Below are 17485 nucleotides of genomic sequence, written 5' to 3'. Positions count from 1 at the left end.
CCGCGAACGCTACAAGAAACGCAACACCGTCGAGCGGGCCATCAACCGCCTCAAAGGCTTCCGCGCCGTCGCCACACGCTACGAGAAACGGGCCTACACCTACCTCGGCACCGTCACCGTCGCATCACTCATCATCTGGCTCCGCACATGATCCGAGAAACAGCGCCTAGCACGGCCCACTGATCATCTGAGAGATCTCACCGCCCCACACAGAGATCATCGCGGTGCAGAGCAGGGAGCGAAGCGATCTTTCAAAACACGGCCTATTAGGTGGGCCGGTGGCGACCTGGCCCTCGTGGATCTTCACATTGATGCGGTCGATGAAGACCATCGGATAGACGCGATCGAGCGGGCGGGCCTGCCATTCGGCCATGCCTTCCATCACCGCGTCGGTGATCGTGGAGATGGTCTGCTCCGACACCTCGGCGCCATAGACCTCGGCCAAGTGCGAGGAGAATCTCAATGATCGCGTCAAGCCTTCTGCGTGACCGGAGGGGTGGAGGTGAACAGCCTCTTGTCACGCAGCATCGCCCAGAGCACGTCGACCCGTCGGCGGGCCAGAGCGAGAAGCGCCTGGGTGTGCAGCAGCCCCTCACCACGCTTCTTGAGGTAGTAGTCCCTCGACGGTCCCGGCCGCATCATCGCGGACTGCGCGGACATGTAGAACAGCCAGCGCAGACGCCTGTTGTAGCGCTTGGGCTTGTGCATGTTGCCGGTGCGGCGGCCGGAGTCCCGGGGCACCGGGGCCAGGCCGGCGTGCGAGGCCAGGCGGCCGGCGTCGCGGTAGCCGGACAGGTCACCGACGATCGCGACGAACTCCGCCCCAAGGATGGGGCCCATGCCAGGCATGGACTCGATGATCTTGGCGCGGTCGTCGGCGCGGAAGGTCTCGCGGATCTCCCGGTCGTTGTCCTTAATCCGCTCGTCCAGGGCCAGGAGCTGATAGGCCAGGTCGCGCACCAGCTTGGCCGCCCGGCTTTCGCCGGGCAGGGCGGTGTTCTGGGACTGTGCGGCCTCGACGGCCTTGGTCGCGATGGTGCCGGCGCCGCGGACCTTGCGGCGTTCCAGCCAGGTGGTCAGCCGCTTGACGCCGATCCGGCGCAAGGCTGCCGGGGTCTGGTACTCGGTCAGCATCACCACCGGGCCCTTGGCCGCCGAGTAGTCGAAGGACCACTCCAGCGCAGGGCAGATGCCCACCAGCAGGTCACGGAGCCGATTGATGAGCCGCACACGGTCGGCAATCAGGTCGCGCCGGTAGCCGGTCAGCAGCTGGAGCGTGGAGATCAGTTCCGGCGGTGTCTCGATCGGGGTAAAGTCCCGACGCATGCGGGCCTGGTCAGCGATGACCAGGGCGTCCTTGGCATCGGTCTTGCCCTCGCCCCGGTAGGCGCCGGTCATCCGGTTGACGGTGCGGCCGGGCACGTAGACGACCTGCTGACCGTGCGCGATCAGCAGGGCCAGCAGCAGAGCGGACGCCCGGCCGGAGATGTCCACCGCCCACCGCACCTCGTCGGCCTTCTCCCGGGCCGTGTCGATCAGCGTCAGGATCTGGGCCTCGTCGTTGATCACCTTGGTCGAGAACAGCGTCTCGCCGTCGGTGTTCACCGCCACTGCCCAGTGGTGCCCCTTGCCGGCGTCGATCCCGACCCATATCCGTGCGTGAGACGTGCTCAAGCCCGTCGCTCCGTTCCACCGTGACCAGCACTTCCGTGGTCCGAAGAACACTCCGCCGACAGGTCCTTAACCAGCGATGCCCGCAGTTCTCAATCAGCAGTCGGAGTGTCCCGGAGGACCGGGCGGCCATTCTCCGTGAGCCATCAGCGGCAAACACCCCATCAGCCACACCCGGTCCTCCCGGACCGCCTCACATTCTTAAGGATCTCCCCATGGGTCAGGCCCTTCGCCGACAGCGACAGCACCGTCTCATCCACGCCGGTCAGACGCCGCTGGCGCTTCTTCATGATTTGCGGCTCGAAGGCGCCCTCCCGGTCTCGCGGGACCTCGATCTGCACCGGGCCGACGTCCGTGACGACCGTCTTGGACCGCTTGCCAGTGCGCGAGTTACCGCCGTTCCTCCCCGCCGGATCATGCCGGTCATAGCCCGGGTGATCGGTCATCTCGCCCTCGAGCGCGGACTCCAGCAGCCGATTCGTCAGTTGCGGGAGCAGCCCACCCTCGCCTGTCAGCTGCAGCCCCTCCGACTGAGCCGGGGCCACGAGCTCGTCGAGGAACCGGTCATCCACCGCCTCCGACGCAGCTTCTACCTCGGACGGCTTCACTATGTTCTCGCTGGTCACAGGTGCACTCTTCCATGATCGGAGTTACACCGCTTTTTCTTACAGTCCCACACTGACAGAGAGAGCACGGCGTATAGCCCCAGTGTGGCGGGTGGGCTCCTGACGGAGGAGACTAGGTTGCATGACTGGTCTGGAGTGGGGGTTGTGGGAGCGGGATGGGGAGCGTGCGGCACTGGCGAAGGCGGTGTCTAGAACGATGAAGGGCGTAGGGGGGGGCGTCGTGGTGCAAGGCGCAGCGGGGATCGGGAAAACCAGCCTGTTGCAGGAGGCCAAGGCAAAGGCGACAGAGTCTTCCTTCGAGTTGACGTCTGGCCGCGGGACGAAGCTTGAGCAGGGATTCGCCTTCGGTATAGTGCGTCAATTGTTCGAGCCGCTGTTGTCGAGCTCAAGTGCTGAGACCCTAGAGGCATTGTGGAGCGGACCAGCCGCGCAAGCGCGTCAGGTTTTCGCCCCGACTTTTCCGCAAGTGCCTATGGGTGACTTCGCTGTGTTGCATGGATTGTTTTGGCTAGCGGCGAACGCATGTCAAGCGCGCCCGCTATTGCTGATGGTCGACGATTTGCAATGGTGTGATACTCCCTCGCTACGATTTTTGGCATATTTGCGACCGCGGCTAGCGGATCTGCAGATATTGCTTGTGATGGGATTGCGTAGCGGCGAAAGGTCGACAGATGAATCATTGTTGTGTCAGATCATCGCGGACCCTGAAATGCATATTCTGGAGCCGCAACCGCTGAGTGTTGCGGCAACCGAGTCGCTATTGAAAGAGGTGCTGCCCGGCAAAGTAGATCCAAGTTTCGCGACTGCCTGTCACCGTGCGACAGAAGGTAATCCACTATTTCTCCAAGAGTTGGTTCGAACGATCATTTTGGAGAAACTACAGGGCACTGCCGAGAATGTGTCTCGTGTTGGGGGGATGATGCCAAGAGCAGTGGAAAGTTCGGTAGCAGCGAGAATGGCACGACTGCCCATGGCGGCGGTGGAAGTGGCGCGGGCAGCCTCCGTTCTGGGGGACGGGGCGACGTTGCCACTGGTAGCCGTGTTGGCTAAGCAAGAACAGCAAACGACCTTGAAATGGGCGCTGGAGCTACAGCGGCTGGAGGTATTTCGTTGTGAGCACGACGGCCCTTGGATACGGTTGAATTTCGTGCACCCACTGGTACGCAGTGCAGTTTATCGTTCGCTGGGCCGGGCAGGCAGAGCGGTGGCACATCGCGACGCGGTCCAACTGTTGCATGCCCAGGGAGTCAATCCGGAGCGGTTGGCCGCTCATCTGCTACGGGTACCGGCGGCTGGCGACCAGCAAACTGTTGTCTGGCTGCACGAGGCAGCCGCCGAGGCAACGGCACGCGGCGCACCAAGTAGCGCCTACACCTACCTGCGCCGAGCGTTGGACGAGCCCCCGGCGCCAAATCAATTCTTGGAAATTCTCACGGAAGCCGGACAGACCGCTCTGCTCGTCGATTTCCAGGCCGCCGCCCGCCACCTCCAGGACGCCCTGGATCAGACAACTGACACTGTTAAGCGCGCAAACATCGCCACCATGTTGGGCATGGCCTCCCTATACCTGCAGGATGCAGACCGCAGCATCGAGGTGTGGTCCCAAGCGCTAGCTCAGCTTCCCGTCACGGCACAGGAGCAGAGGCGGCGCCTGGAAGCTAGTCGCTTGATGGCCTCGACCTTCATCGTCCCGGGTCATAATGAGATTCTAAAGCTGCTGCCAGGATTGTTTGAGCTCTCGAGGCACGACAGCATTGACGCACGCCTACTGGAATGTGCTATTTCCGGCCGTGAATTGGCTCTCGGTGATCCGGCCGCCGCCCCTCGAGCTCGTCGCGCACTCGCCAACATCGCCAATATGGTCCATGAGGCGGGCGGCGACGTCGCTATCCCATGTGGGTGGCACGCACTGTTGGATGCCGATGACGAATCAGCGATAGACAATCTTCAAACCGCAATTGACGAAGCGCACCGCCACGGCTCCCTCTACGCTCTGGTTCCGGCGTACATGCTCCTTACAATAGGCTGGCTACATCGCGGCCAACTCCCCGAGGCTGAAAGCACCGCTTGTGAAGCTCTACGCATCGTGAACCTCACTGGGGCGGACATCGTATCGATCTACGTACGCGCCTATCTGGCTGAAACTCTAGCCGAGATGGGTCGCTACGAAGAAGCCGAGCAGGCCCTACAGTCTCTCGGCGTAACCGCCGCGACCTGCCCGCCCGGGCCTTTCTACTTCCCCTTGGAAGCGCTTGCCCTACTCCAACGCATGCGTGGTAACCCACAAACCGCGCTAGACACGGCCCTTCAAGCAGGCCAGCTTTGTGCAGACTACGATATTCGCAACCCTGCATTTGTAGGCTGGCGCACCGAGGCTGCTCTGGCCCTGCATGCGCTCTCCTGCGGCGATCAAGCCCGGATCATCGCCGCAGAAGATCTCCGACTCGCTCGGCGATGGGGTGCTCCGCGCGCCCTGGGACGCGCGCTACGTGTCAATGGCCTCTTGGCAAGCGGACGCGATAGAATAGCACTACTCAAGCAAGCGGTCACCGTACTCAAAGACTCGCCGGCCCGCTTGGAACATGCCAAAGCGCTCGCTGACTACGGAGCCGCCTTGCGCCGTTCCAATCAACGTAGCGCAGCCCGTCCAGTACTACGTCAAGCCTTCGACATGGCTCTTCGCTGCGGCGCTGCTCCTCTGGCCGAGCAGGCTTACACGGAGCTCGCCGCCGCAGGCTCGCGTTCTCGCCGGACGGCACTCATCGGTCTTGAGGCGCTCACCCCAAGCGAGCGTCGCGTTGCTGAGATGGCCGCCCAAGGTGGCACCAACCGCCAGATCGCTGAAATCCTCTTCGTAACCCCAAAGACGGTCGAAGTCCACCTATCTAACACTTATCGAAAGCTCCAAATTAACACACGGAAGCAACTCGCAAATTTCTTTAGACCCTCAGAAATGCGAGACCGATCGATTGCCATAGGGTCTGGCAAGTGAGCGGTATGGTTGAGGTTGTTGGAGTTATTGATGGCCTGCGGATAGGTGGTGCCGTCGAAGGGGATATTGAAGGCGTTCGGGGCCTTCAATGGTCAATGGATAGACTCTTCGATCCTGGGCGGCATCTATCTCTTTTGCAAGCGGGTTGCGGACTGAAGGCCCGGTTTCGCATCCAATGATCTCGACGCCAGGCATCGGAGCAGGACCGCCACCGCCCTCTTCGCCGATGATGGCAGCAACCTTCCCCTCCGCCACCCAACCTGGCCTCCTACGCGGGCCCAGCCCCAGCAACTCAACAATCGGTAACCTCGATCCATGGGGAGAGGTCCCCCAGAGGCGGAAACGTCCAATGCAAATGGGCGGTCTTCCCCAAACAGCCTCCGCCCCGCCCGCCACGGCACCAGACACCTGGTCGTATGCTCCACGACAGTACACCTAAAAAGCCGAGAGACCCCAGAGCCTTGGGTTAGGGCCTCCAGAGTCTGGCGTTTTTCTTGGACCGCAGCATTGAGCGGGCCAGCAAGGCGATAGTCACGTCGCGAGTGCAGGTGTTGGGGATGACGGGGGTCTGCTTGTTGAGCGTGCAGAGGGTGTCGGCGAGGTGTTCGGACGGATCACCAGGCGACGCGTTGATAGTCTTTGAGAAGCACACCATGGATGGGGCTACCGGCTTCGCCTTGCACGATGGGGTGATAGATGCGGGCGGCGCCGTCGACGACGTCGAGGGGGGGCCGCCACCCGGTCGCGGCATGCCTCTTTCGGGCAGCATGGGGTTTCTCGTCGGTGATCCACCCGGTGTCGACGCTGCAGGTGTGGATGCGACGCGTGGCCAATTCGCCGGCGCTAGTGCGCGTCAGCATGTTCAGTGCGGCCTTAGCCATATTGGTGTGAGGGTGCTTACTAGTCTTGTTGGGGACGGTGAACTGGCCTTCGACGGCAGAGACGTTGATGAGGTAGCGGTGGGTGTGTGGGGAGGCGTCCAGTAGAGGGAGCAGCTGGTTGGCGAGGATGAACGGCGCGACAGCGTTGACGAGTTGAACTTCCAGGAGCTCCGCAGGATCGATGTGACCCAACCGAAGAATCCATGAGTTGGTAGGTAGTGTCTCGAGTAGGAGACCAGCCTCGTCAAGAACACGGGGAGGAGCCTCAACGGTGGCGGAAAGGCCTGCTGGGCCCGAAGTTCCGCCAGGCGTGTCGGAAGCGGATAGCTGGGTGAGTCCTGCCGCCCACGGTAGTGCCTCGGTGCGAGGCCCAGGGACGGTGAAGCTCGGAGCAGTCCAGATGTCAGGTGCAGGCGTCAATCCCGGCAGTGAAGGGGGAGAAGCTTCGGCGGCAGCCAAGTTGCTGTAGGCGTAAGGGGAACGCCGCAAGGTCTGCGCCGCATTGTTAATGAGAATGTCCAATGGCCGCTTCTGGGCCAGCATGTGGCTGGCAAAAGCGAGGACCTGGCGGGGATCGCGCAAGTCCAAAGCTGCGATCCGCAGCCGCGGCCACCAGGCGGTGGCACCCGGAGCGGCCGCGAAGCGGCGCACGGCATCTCTAGGGAAGCGAGTGGTGATGGTCAGCTCGGCCCCGTCACGCAAGAGCATCAGGGCGGTCTGGAAGCCGATTTTGACGCGCCCGCCAGTCAGCAATGCTCGTCGACCGGACAGATCAGTCTGGGCTGAGCGCCATGCGAAGTTCTCCTCGGCGCATCGAGGACATAGCGAGTGGTAGAAGTCATGGACCTGCCGGTAGTGAGTCTTGCATACGTAGCAGCGCTGTGGGCGGTTCAGCAGCCGTGCATGCCCCTCACCGTAAAGCGTGGCGGTCGCATGCCGGCCTGATGTCTTCCCGAGAGTGTGCGGAGGCGGAAGCAATTCACTGACGGTAACGTTATGCGAGGGTTTGATCGCAGTGGGCAGTGCTGCGTCCATCATTCGCTCGGACGCGCCGGTCGCAGTGGCAGCCAGAAGCTTCGCATCGGCTGCATCTCTAGTTGCTCGTTTCTCGGCACGGCGCTTACGCCGCCCGTCGCGCAGGAACCTGCGCGCCGCATCCTCTAACAGACCACGCTGGGGGTCTTCGAGTGGCAACTGCTTAGCATCCTCCAGCAGTTGCTGACACGTCGGTACGGTCTCGTGGTCCATCGGTTTACCTCTCCATCCGCCGGGCGAGACGGATGAGTAGTGCTGGTGGAGCTTACGCATCTATGTGATTAGAAATGCTTCTTCGGTAAGGTCGTTCGCATAAGCCGCAAGAAGCCAGGCGGCGTCGATCGAAAGACGTGAAGCAGCGATTTCACCTGGAGGACGAGTGCAGGCGCTTCACTGCAATAAGGCATGCCATCCCAACAGCGTACGGGTCTAGTGTCGGGTGCAAGTGCAGGTTCTGCTCTGGACCTGTTTTCTGGTCCCGCCACGTCTATCAACTCCAATAGGACGGTCAGCCTTCCGCTCCGCCAGTGGCCACAGCCGCTTACCAGACACCTAATGCCAGTCCCTACTGGCATTAGGATTATTAACCGCCGAATCCCCAAGCGGACCCGCAGTTCACGGACACTTATAGGAGAAAGTGGTAGACGCGCTGGCGGGTTTGGGAGAAAGGATTTCCAGCGTGGCAGTTGCACGTAGAGTACCGCGACCGTTAAACGACCACTCTAGCGCGACGTCAGTAACGTGCTCGCCGGCAGCGACTCGTTGCTGCAGTGCAGGTGAGATCGTGCTATCGCTGCGTTTCCATCGGTAAGTAATCGTGCCAGGCTCCCCGTTGGTGCGGAGGGTTGCAGTAATGGCTGCTGTGCTGTCGCAGGAAGCTCGTGCGACATCTGTGTGAACAACGATGTCGGTCACAACAATGGGGCCCGGGTGTCTCTGCCACGCCAGGAACGTGAGGACGCATAGAAGGGTCAGGGCTGGGAGCAGCCAACCGCCCAGTACTCGTCGTCTGCGGTGCTTAGCGGCACCAGGCTCTGGCCCTAGGTGTTCCTCGACCGCCGTGGTGCCGTGCCCAGCTTCGATGGTGGGTGTAGGCCGCTTAGCGGTGAGTGCGGACGTGGGGATGCCGGGGCCGAAGCGATATTCCTCTTCTGTGCCTGCCTCGAAGTGGCCCAGAGGCTGGGGAGGGGACGGGCTTGGCAGGGGACTTGGGTCATACAGGGTGGGGGGGTGCGATAAGGGGGGTACGCGCGATGTGAACCCCCATGCCTCGCTGTCGAGGAGGGTGCCCCTGGTATAGCTGTCCTGTGGCGCAGGAGTTGGTATGGGCGCGCCAGCAGGTACGGAACCTGCGGGTGCCGGGGTGGGGCTGTCCGGTAACTGCCTGGTGAGAGCAGGATCTGTCAGCGGATATTCTTTGGTGGCGACTGCTTCGTGCGGGCCTGGCAGCTGTGGGAATGGGCGGCGTTTGGTCACGGGTACGGGATCCCTATGCGCGAGCAGGAGGCGATTCAGCGAGGTGGACGGCAGGAGGTTGGTGTCTCAATTAGTGCTGTGTGGTTGTTGCCAGAGGCAGCTGACGGAGTGGTGGAAACCTGTACTCCTAGGAAGCTGAATCGGTCCGGGATGCTGAAGGCATGCGTATAGGTATTGGAGACTTCGGTAACTCCCGCAGGCAGCCGCACTTGCTCGGTGGCGATCGTTGTACTCCCGGCGCCAGTGGCGGAGTCGGCGTGCAACCAACGAAGGGTCAGGGTTCCCTCCGCAGCGCCGTCGGTGCGCACTGTGAACCGGCCGCCGATGAGGCAGCCGTGACCTGACCGGAGACGGATTACTTCCACTGAATGCACGTGCAATCCCAGCTGTGCTGGTGGCGAGCTGCTCACCGAGGGCGGCCGCGGGGCTGTTGAACGGGGAGGGTCGGGAGTGGGCCCGATGCCAGGAAGCGCCTGCGTCGGATCTGCGATCAATTCCGTTGATGGAGAAGCCGCCGCGGTAGCGGTGGTTGCGGAAGCGGATGGTGAGGGAGTGACGGTTACTGAAGGCGATACCGCGACTGGTTCGGAGGGAGAGCTGGCGGTCAGCGATGCGGTTGCTGAAGGTAGGGCCTTGGGGGGGGTATGGGTGGGGGAGGAGTCGTTGCTGCTGATGGCGACTGCAGTAAGTGCCCCGGCCAGGAGGGTGACTGTTGCCGTCCCAGCCAGGATTTTGCCCCGCTTGCTTGGTGTGCGGTGTCGTGCGGGGGCGTCTCGGCGCGGCTGCGTGGGGCTCATGTTCACCCCTGACTGGAGCGAGTCCGGCGGAGATAGTGAGGTAGTTGCGAGTGTCGTTGTACCGCCCGCGCTGGCCCCAGCCGAGGGGAGCAGCAAGGGCAACAGCGCGACCAGCGCAGCGAGTTTTCGCTGCCCCCGCTTCTCCCAGTCCTGGCCGTATGCGCTCATAGCAACGGTCTCGAGCTCTTCGACGAGAGCGCCTGCGCTGACGGGCCGTTGACTAGGCGACTTGCCGAGGCCGCTGAGGATCAATGGTTGTAATGAGGTGGGAACCATGTCAGCTGGTATCGGCGCCTCGGCATGCTGAACCGCCAATTCAAGGACGGTCGATCCTGTATAGGGCTTGGCGCCTGTGAGACATTCAAAAAACGTGACTGTAGCGGCGTAAACATCACTGGCTGGGGTGGGAGGGCAGCCTGTCCATTGCTCAGGCGCCATATAGGCCGGTGTTCCTGTCAGGGACCCCAGAGACGCCCCTATGGGCGAGGCTATGCCGAAATCCACCAACTTGGATATTCCAGCGGGTGTTACCAAGACATTTTCTGGCTTGTAGTCGCGATGGACTACTCCGGCAACGTGAGCGGCCTCCAAGCCAAGCAGTGATCCCTTCAGGACAGCTAGAGCCGCCTCAGGGCTAGTTGCACCCTCCCGCTGCAGTAGCACCCGAAGGGAGACACCATCCACTAGTTCCATCACGATGGCCGCACCGGACCTAGTCTCAACATACTCATACAACTGCACGAGATGAGGTGACTGCAGCTCCTCGAGTAGGCGGGCCTCGGCGCGGAACTCGGAACGCGCCTGCTTGCCAGCGGAGAACTCCCTGGTTAGATACTTGATTGCGACCGGTGTACCGGTCGCTTCCTGCCGAGCAAGCACCACGCGCCCGCTCGCGCCGGCTCCCAATTCGCGATCGTGCGTATAGCCAGGCACTGTCCACGCGTCCAGCCCTGTGCTCGCCCCGTTGCCGTTTGTCATCAGTCTCCTCTGGAGACGCCATTTTTCCTCAGCGTCTGTTCAGCCCAACGCGCCGGCGTACACACCGCGGCAGAGTATGCGACCGACCACCGCTGCCTGCCTGTGGACCGTCGCTCCCCTTGCGCCTGCAGCCGTCTAGCAGTACAAGGTGCCGCATCACGAGGCGGGAGCGGTTGAGCAGGCGCTACTCATTTCTCTGCAGCGAAACCTCGATGATGTTGCCGCTGTGCTGTTGCTCCTGGGCCCGCAGCAACCGGTTACGTTCGTTGCTAGCGGCTGATACCGGTCCATGTGCGCTTCCGTCATGGCCCCGCCAGGTGTAGTCCTCCGCGAGGCGAAGGAGAGGAGTTGGGACGCGCCGAACAGGACCGCCTGGCGCAAGTAACCAACTGCGCGTCCGGAGGGAGTGGGCGGGGTCATACGCGCCAGGTGTCCCACCGGCCGCGGGATCGCGGTATGGATCCCGCGATGGCTGAGGATGGGCCCGGGTGGCAGGGAGAGTCCACGGTGATGGCCAGGGATTCCCTGCGGTGCCGCTTCTGACGTGGCCAGCGCGCAGCGGAACTCGTAGAGCGAGCCATGACTTCGGTGGACGCGGGTACGTCACCTGCCTGGCCGGGCGTGATGGCGAACCCCAGTGGGCAGCAATGACGTCCGCAGCGAGGTAAGTCTTGGTGGTCAGTCCGCCGTGGGATCATTCGAAGGAGCATGGCCTTTCGCCTCGCCGGCCGAGGCGCCCTTCTTGATCTTGATGGGCGGCCCCGGCGGGCGCGCTGGGTGCGTTCGGACGATGGCGGAGCTGACGGCGACGACCCGCTGAGGTCGCCAGCGGCATTCGCCTGGGCGAGCTGGTAAAAAGACCTTCTCCCGAGCCACGTCGGAGCAGCTGGTTCTGCGCACCCCTGCATCAGCCGAAGCGCTCGGGTAGGTCTGCCCACCGGTGTCTGATCCGGTACGTTATCGCGATCACGTCAATCTCCTGCCGGTGATCACGCCACCGGCCGCCTCGCTCGGCAGTCTGTCCGGCACCAGCGGCTCGATGCGTACCCACTTGACGTCAGACAACGACTTAGCAGACCTACGATCTAACGGTGCGGCGGGGCGGATCGATTTTCCAGGGGCGCCCCCTAATGCCGGCGCTGCTCATTCTGACTAGAAGTAGGAGCAGGAGAATCGAGTGCGGTTACTCCTTCACCTCATGGATGTGATGGCCGTGACCAGTATTCGCCTCGTCAAGCCGCCTGGCGGATGCCAGTCGGGCAGCCCTGCGACGACGGCTTCGCGTGACGGACGCGAGCCCAAGACATCGCCTCCTGCCTTGTGTTCGCCATCTCGCGGCAGTAGTTGGTTGCAGCCCCACAATCTGAAGGCAGTCAGCGCTACCCGCGAACTTGCCCGCTCAGTGCCGGCCACTTGGGCCGTGTCTGAACAGGCCCTGAGCTCCGTGCTGTTGGCCGTGTCAGGATTGGTGACCCGTGTAATGGTGCACGCCAAGCCGTTTGTGCGTCCACATTTGCACCGTCAGTACCTTGATGTGCGGACTTGGCCAGGTGTCAGCCACGGCTGCCGACCGGCAGCACGTGGCTACGCGTGGTCATATCCAGATGGTGAACACAACTACAGACTGACTATCGTTGACCCCCTGGTGCAGGTGCTCGGCCCCTGCACCCACGTGCACGGCACAATGCACTGGGCACGCTTGCGGGCCGTCCTCTGAGCCCGGGGTCGAGTACAAGGTACCCGATCTGCCTGTGACTTTATTTGCGAACGAGATTGTGATCATGAAATCGGCAGCAATCCCTCCTCGGTCGGACCAGGGGCGTCCCGCCCGTGCGATCGCGCAGATGGCATCGCCTCGGCAAACCCCGCTCATTGGCAGGGAGGAGGAGCTGTCTGCTATCACCCGGCTGCTCGCGCTTCCTGGTCATTCAGGCGTCTTACTGACGGGAGGGCCAGGAGTCGGTAAGACGCGCCTGTTGGAAGAAAGCATCCAAAATCTACTCGCCACCCATCACGTGGTGCGGGTCACCCTGAACGACGCAGAGGAGGGGACGCGCTTCGCTGTGGTACCCGACGGCTCGTCTTCGCTGGTCCGGTCGGTGCCTGCGCAAGGTGAAGGCCGTCGAAGCCGCCCGTGGCTGATTGTTATAGACGACGCTCACCTCATGGACGCCACTGTAGGGCAGAGGGTTCTTGAGATGGCCCGCCGACGGGAGGCCCGCCTCGTAGTAGCTTGCACGACCGAAGGCCCGCGACAACCACCACCCGCTCTTTCCTCCTTCCAGAATGACGGCCGCCTCGCCCCTTTCGAGATCGCCCCGCTGCACACCCAACAAGCACGCCAACTGGCCCGGGCGCTGTTACACAATCAGCTGGCCCCCGACGGTAGTGCGCGCCTGGCCCACATGTCAGCTGGCAACCCTCAATTGCTCTGCGAACTGGTGCGCGCAGCACTTGAGCAGGGGCTGCTGACCTTTGCCGGTGGTCATTGGATACTCGCGGAGAGACAACCCATCTCTGCCCCTCTGCGAGACTTGTGTAGTAGTGAGCTTATGCTCTTGGACGTGGGTGCTAGGCGGGCATTGGAGCTAGTCGCCCTCGCAGAACCGATACCGATAGCCAGATTGAAGAACCTGGTGGGTCATCAAGTCTTCGCTGATCTCGAGGTGAAGGGATCAATCCGCAGATGCGACGCATCCGGAAGGGAAGTCAACCAGGCTTACGATGATCAAAGTGTCCGTGTACGCGTGACGTGCCCAATGGTCAGTCATGCAGTTCGCCAAGACCTACCTTGGCTACGACGCCGTAAGCACCTACGGTGCCTGATTTCCGCCGTGGCGCGGGACAACTGTGCAACAGCAGCGGACCGTCTGCGGATGTTGGGGTGGATGCTAGACGCGGGCGAAGACATGACCCAAGAACACCTGCTTGAAGCGGCTCGAGCCTCCTATGATCTCCAAGACCTGCGGCAGGCAGTCTGCTTCTCGCGTGCTGCTTGGGAACGATATCGTTCGATCGAAGCAGTGCTACTTCATGCCACAGTGCTAATATCCCTTGGGCAATTCGACCAAGCCAATTCTGTGGTGGACGAAGCCCGCCGGCTCCATCCGGGAGAGACGCACCGCCTTGACGCCGCCCAGGCCCGCGGACTGATCATGCAGGGTAGGACTGGACAGGCTTCACACTTCATACGCAGCACGCTTTCGGGCCCTCACAGCCGCCTTTACCTAGCCATGGTTTCCTATTTTCAGGGAGAATTCGACGCGACGCTCGACCTGAGCGAAGGTTTGATCAACGAATCGGACCAAACAGTCCGCTTGGAGGCTGCAATTTTCCATATGGCGGCCCTTTGTCACGCCGGCCGCCCCCTGGACGCCCTTCATTTATATCAACTGATCAACGACGGGCCTCTCGTTGACACTACCGTTTTCTCCACACACGAAGGTGCGCTGGAGGAGATCCATGCAGGCGCCCTGCACTACGCGGGCCGCCCTATGGAAGCAATCCGCATTTTGGAACGCGAGCATGACAAGGCTCTGACGCAGTATCATGTAGGTGTCGATACCCGTTGGGGGCTTGCGCTGGGCTACACCCTGTTGGATATAGGAAGACCCCGAACAGCTCTCTCATACCTAACACCTACGCCCGGCCACCACGTCGGCTGGGAATTGTGGCACCAAAAAGCGACCGTCTACCGGGCCCTTGCTGCTACCATCCTTCCTGACGCTGACACTGACACGCTACCAACGGCACACCGCACCAACTTCTTTATCTACCACCAAATAGCCCAGGCCCGGACCGCAATGAACCAATGCGACCCAACCCTGGCCGCCAAACTGCTCACCCATGCAGCCGAAGCATGCCTCAAACATGGTGGCTTCGCTGATGCTGCAATGGCAGCTCATGAGATAGCCCGTCTTGGGTTGGCCGCTGACACCAAGTCGTACTGGTCGCTCCCGGTGCAAGGACCTCTGCTTCGAGCGCGACTCGACTTCGCTCAAGCGATCGCCACCAAAGAAACTGATCTGCTTCAGCAAGCGGCTAATGCCTTCGCAACGGTCGGCTGCGACCTGTATGCGGCTGAAGCGTTTGCCGAACTGTGCCGCCTACTGCGCAGATCCGGGGACGATCGCCGCGCCGCTACGGCGGCCACGCGGTGCCGCGAGCTTTTGTCGCGATGTGAAGGCGCCCTAACGCCCCTGCTCCACACCATCGATGAAATAAAGCCCCTCACGCCGCGAGAGCGTGAGATCGCCTTCATGGCTGCTCGCGGGTTCACTGATAGTGAGATCGCTAACCGTTTGGCCCTGTCCGCGCGCACCGTCGGGAATACCCTCTATCGCGTATACGCGAAACTGGGAATCACAGGCCGTCGTGATCTGCGCCGGCCCGAGGGGCGTGGCGTGATTGGTGATTAATGAGTTGGTGTGTGATAGCGGTTGGGCATGCTTGGGTATGTTTTGCTGGTGAGGGGTGTGGCTGACTGTTCGGTGTTGACGCATCTGTTGTTCATGGGGATGTCGACAGCTCGTCTGTCGACTCTGGTTGGGGAGTTGGCCAGGCCGTGCGGGGGTGGGGCTTGAGGGGGTGGGTTCCAGGCGGGGGGTGGGGCGAGGGAGCGTGCATTGGGTGCCCGGGGGCCGGCGTCAGCTGGTCTTGGTGGACCGGCTGACAGCTACGCTCATGCACCTGCGGCACGATCTGCCGCACGCGGTCCTGGGTGTGCTGTTCGGCGTCGATCGCTCGACCGTCACCCGTGCTGTTGGCGAGGTCACGCGCCTCTGGGGGCAGCTGGCTGCTCGCGGAACGGGGCTTTGCTGTTCCCGACCGTTGTGGTCTGCGGCTTCGCACCCTTCAAGATGTATTTGCCTATGCCCAGGCCCGAGGGTGTGGAGCTGCGTCTGGACGCCACCGAGGTCCAAGTCCGCCGGCCGGTGGCGGGCCGCGGCGGACGCGGTGCCTTCGTCTCGGGCGAGAACACGGCAGCTGTAGATAGCCGCTGGCGTGGTTCTGATCAGGGTGTGGTGTCGGCGTAGGCGTGCCATCGCCGGTGGCAGAGGCGGGCGTGGTGTTGATGGCGGCGGCGCCAGGTGGACCACCACAGTAGGTGCTCGCGGTCTCGTCGCGGCGGTGGCAGGATCAAGGTTCTGAGTGGGCGGAGCAGTTCGTGGCTGCTGAGGGGGGGCGAGGTCGGTCTTGTCGGGGTCGTCCCGGGCGGTTTGGGCTGTGCGTTCGAGAGCTGCTGCGGTGGCCAGGAACGCGTATGCGGCCAGGGTGATCACGCTCCAGCGGTGCCAGGAGTTCCAGTAGGTGACCTGGCCTTTGTCGAGGTGGCAGGTCTCTTTCGCGTTCTGGAAGTCGTCTTCCACCCGCCATCTGCGGCACGCCAGTGACACCAGGCGGGCCAGGGTCACCGGTCCGGGGGCGAAGCAGCGGTAGTAGGACACGGTGCGGGTGTAGCGGTGGCGGCGGACCGGCAGGACGGACGTACCCGCGTCGCGGTCGTGTCCGTCAGGGGTGCCGTCGGCGGTGACCTCGATCATCGCCCAGTCGTAGTCGCGTGTCCCCTTCTGGCCCGTGCCGGTCTGCATCCGGTGCCAGGCCCGCTTCGGCAGCCGGGCGGCAGCCCTGGCTGCGTTCAGCTTCCCGGCTGGGTGGTGACCGGGTGGTTCGAGCGCACGGCCACGACGTAGCCCAGGCCCCAGCTCACGGCAGACACCACGTAGTTCCCGTCCTCCATAGACCTCGTCCCCCAGGAAGAACGAGGCGGATATCCCCTGGCTGGCAGCGCGGAGCATGTGCGCCGCGAGCTGCGGCTTGGTCGCGAAGCACAGCCCGTCCGGGACGCCGGTCAGCTCGCGGCGTTCCTCATCTGCGGCCCACTCCTTGGTGAAGTACAGGCGCCGGTCGATCAGGCAGTGCCCGACGGTGGTGGCGAAGGTGAGGTGCACCGTGACCTGGCACAGATCCACACCACTGACCGAGCCCGAGTACTGGCGGGCCGCACCGACCGCGTCGGTGGAAGACTTCGCGTCTCCTGTCTCGTCCGCGATGATGACCCCGTCGCCGTCATCGAGCAGGTCCACGGCCCAGGCCGCCGCCAGCTCCAGCACCGTTTCCTGGTCCCACACCGCACGGGAGAGCAGATGGTGCAGCCGGTGCGGGCCCCGCTCACCGATCGCTTCGGCCAGGCTCCAGCAGTTCACGTCCTCGAGCTCCATCAGCATGCCCCGCGTCATCCGGGCAAACGTCTCCCGGGTCTCCGAGCGGGCGAAGCAGCCGGCCAACGAGGCCAGCAGGCCCCCGAACGCGGTCTCATGGACTCCGCGGTCTACGGTGGCCGAAGCGGCCGTCTCGTTCTGATGTTGCGTCACACCACGTCATGATCAAGGCGGCCGCCCTCATGCCCGCAGCCACCCCCGTCACACCGCTGAACAGCAGCGATGAGCATCAGCGGGCCTATCTACAGCTGCCGTGAAGAAGAAGCAGAACACGGTGAAAGCCACCGTGATCGCCGACCACCGCGGCCGCACTCTTGGACCGACGCGTTACGGCCAGGACGCATGCACGACGCCACTGCCGCCCGCACAGCCGGCATCGGCCCATGCTTCGATCCGCCGCCACCCCTGCGCGAAGAGCCCGCGGTCGTAGGCCCGTTCCGCAAGGGAGCCAGCGACACCACCACTCGTCGCAACGGATCACCGTCGAACACGCCCTCGCCGACCACAAACGCCGGAAACAACTCCAGCGCTGAACCCACCGCCGCGACCGACTGCCCGACACCTACCAGGCCATCGCCAGCCTCGTCTCCGACCGCACAGCCACCGTCTGAATACAGACCACGACCGGGCAAGCACAACCGGGACTGTAAGAAAAACGGTGTAACTCCGATCATGGAAGAGTTCACCTGTGACCAGCGAGAACATAGCCAAGCCGTCTGCAGCAGGAGCCGCGTCGGCGTCCGTTGATGACCAGTTCCTGAACGAGCTCGTGGCTCGGGCTCAGGCCGATGGCCTGCAGCTGACCGGT

5 protein-coding genes and 7 pseudogenes are annotated in these 17485 nt (G+C 62.9%); 6 read left to right on the top strand and 6 right to left on the bottom strand.

The window, feature by feature from the left end:
* Window positions 1–151: pseudogene (locus ACZ4NT_RS37275) on the top strand (IS5/IS1182 family transposase); the annotation flags it as partial.
* 120 nt (window positions 152–271) lie between these two features.
* Here the strand turns inward: ACZ4NT_RS37275 and ACZ4NT_RS37270 are convergent.
* From ACZ4NT_RS37270 to ACZ4NT_RS37260, 3 genes and pseudogenes are all read right to left on the bottom strand, one after another.
* Window positions 272–484: pseudogene (locus ACZ4NT_RS37270) on the bottom strand (transposase); the annotation flags it as partial.
* Window positions 472–1674, bottom strand: coding sequence for an IS110 family RNA-guided transposase (locus ACZ4NT_RS37265; protein ID WP_467729780.1), 1203 nt, complete (start codon window positions 1672–1674; stop codon window positions 472–474). The pseudogene ACZ4NT_RS37270 and the gene ACZ4NT_RS37265, both read right to left, overlap by 13 nt.
* A gap of 203 nt (window positions 1675–1877) precedes the next feature.
* Window positions 1878–2243: pseudogene (locus ACZ4NT_RS37260) on the bottom strand (transposase); the annotation flags it as partial.
* A gap of 175 nt (window positions 2244–2418) precedes the next feature.
* On the opposite strand from ACZ4NT_RS37260, the gene ACZ4NT_RS37255 reads away from it, so the two are divergent.
* Entirely contained in the window at window positions 2419–5289 is a 2871-nt protein-coding gene (locus ACZ4NT_RS37255) for a helix-turn-helix transcriptional regulator (protein WP_467729777.1), read from the top strand.
* A gap of 181 nt (window positions 5290–5470) precedes the next feature.
* Window positions 5471–5657: pseudogene (locus ACZ4NT_RS37250) on the top strand (transposase); the annotation flags it as partial.
* A 246-nt stretch (window positions 5658–5903) separates the two neighbouring features.
* Here the strand turns inward: ACZ4NT_RS37250 and ACZ4NT_RS37245 are convergent.
* Entirely contained in the window at window positions 5904–7418 is a 1515-nt protein-coding gene (locus ACZ4NT_RS37245; RefSeq protein WP_467729775.1) for an SDR family NAD(P)-dependent oxidoreductase, read from the bottom strand.
* 1298 nt (window positions 7419–8716) lie between these two features.
* On the bottom strand, window positions 8717–10456 hold the full coding sequence (locus tag ACZ4NT_RS37240) for a serine/threonine-protein kinase (protein WP_467729773.1): 1740 nt from the start codon (window positions 10454–10456) through the stop codon (window positions 8717–8719).
* A gap of 1781 nt (window positions 10457–12237) precedes the next feature.
* On the opposite strand from ACZ4NT_RS37240, the pseudogene ACZ4NT_RS37235 reads away from it, so the two are divergent.
* The 3 genes and pseudogenes from ACZ4NT_RS37235 to ACZ4NT_RS37225 form a co-directional block, all read left to right on the top strand.
* Window positions 12238–12504, top strand: a pseudogene (locus ACZ4NT_RS37235) (AAA family ATPase); the annotation flags it as partial.
* Window positions 12505–13290: 786 nt separating this feature from the next.
* Window positions 13291–14874, top strand: coding sequence for a helix-turn-helix transcriptional regulator (locus ACZ4NT_RS37230; protein ID WP_467729783.1), 1584 nt, complete (start codon window positions 13291–13293; stop codon window positions 14872–14874).
* Between the two features lie 57 nt (window positions 14875–14931).
* Window positions 14932–15465 (top strand): annotated as a pseudogene (locus tag ACZ4NT_RS37225) (helix-turn-helix domain-containing protein); the annotation flags it as partial.
* A gap of 297 nt (window positions 15466–15762) precedes the next feature.
* Here the strand turns inward: ACZ4NT_RS37225 and ACZ4NT_RS37220 are convergent.
* Window positions 15763–16695: pseudogene (locus ACZ4NT_RS37220) on the bottom strand (IS701 family transposase); the annotation flags it as partial.
* Between the last annotated feature and the right edge of the window lie 790 nt (window positions 16696–17485).

The sequence above is a fragment of the Streptomyces sp. NPDC026417 genome, assembly GCF_055567695.1.
Note: the sequence above shows the minus strand (reverse complement) of the source record. Positions and strands in the feature narration are given on the sequence as shown.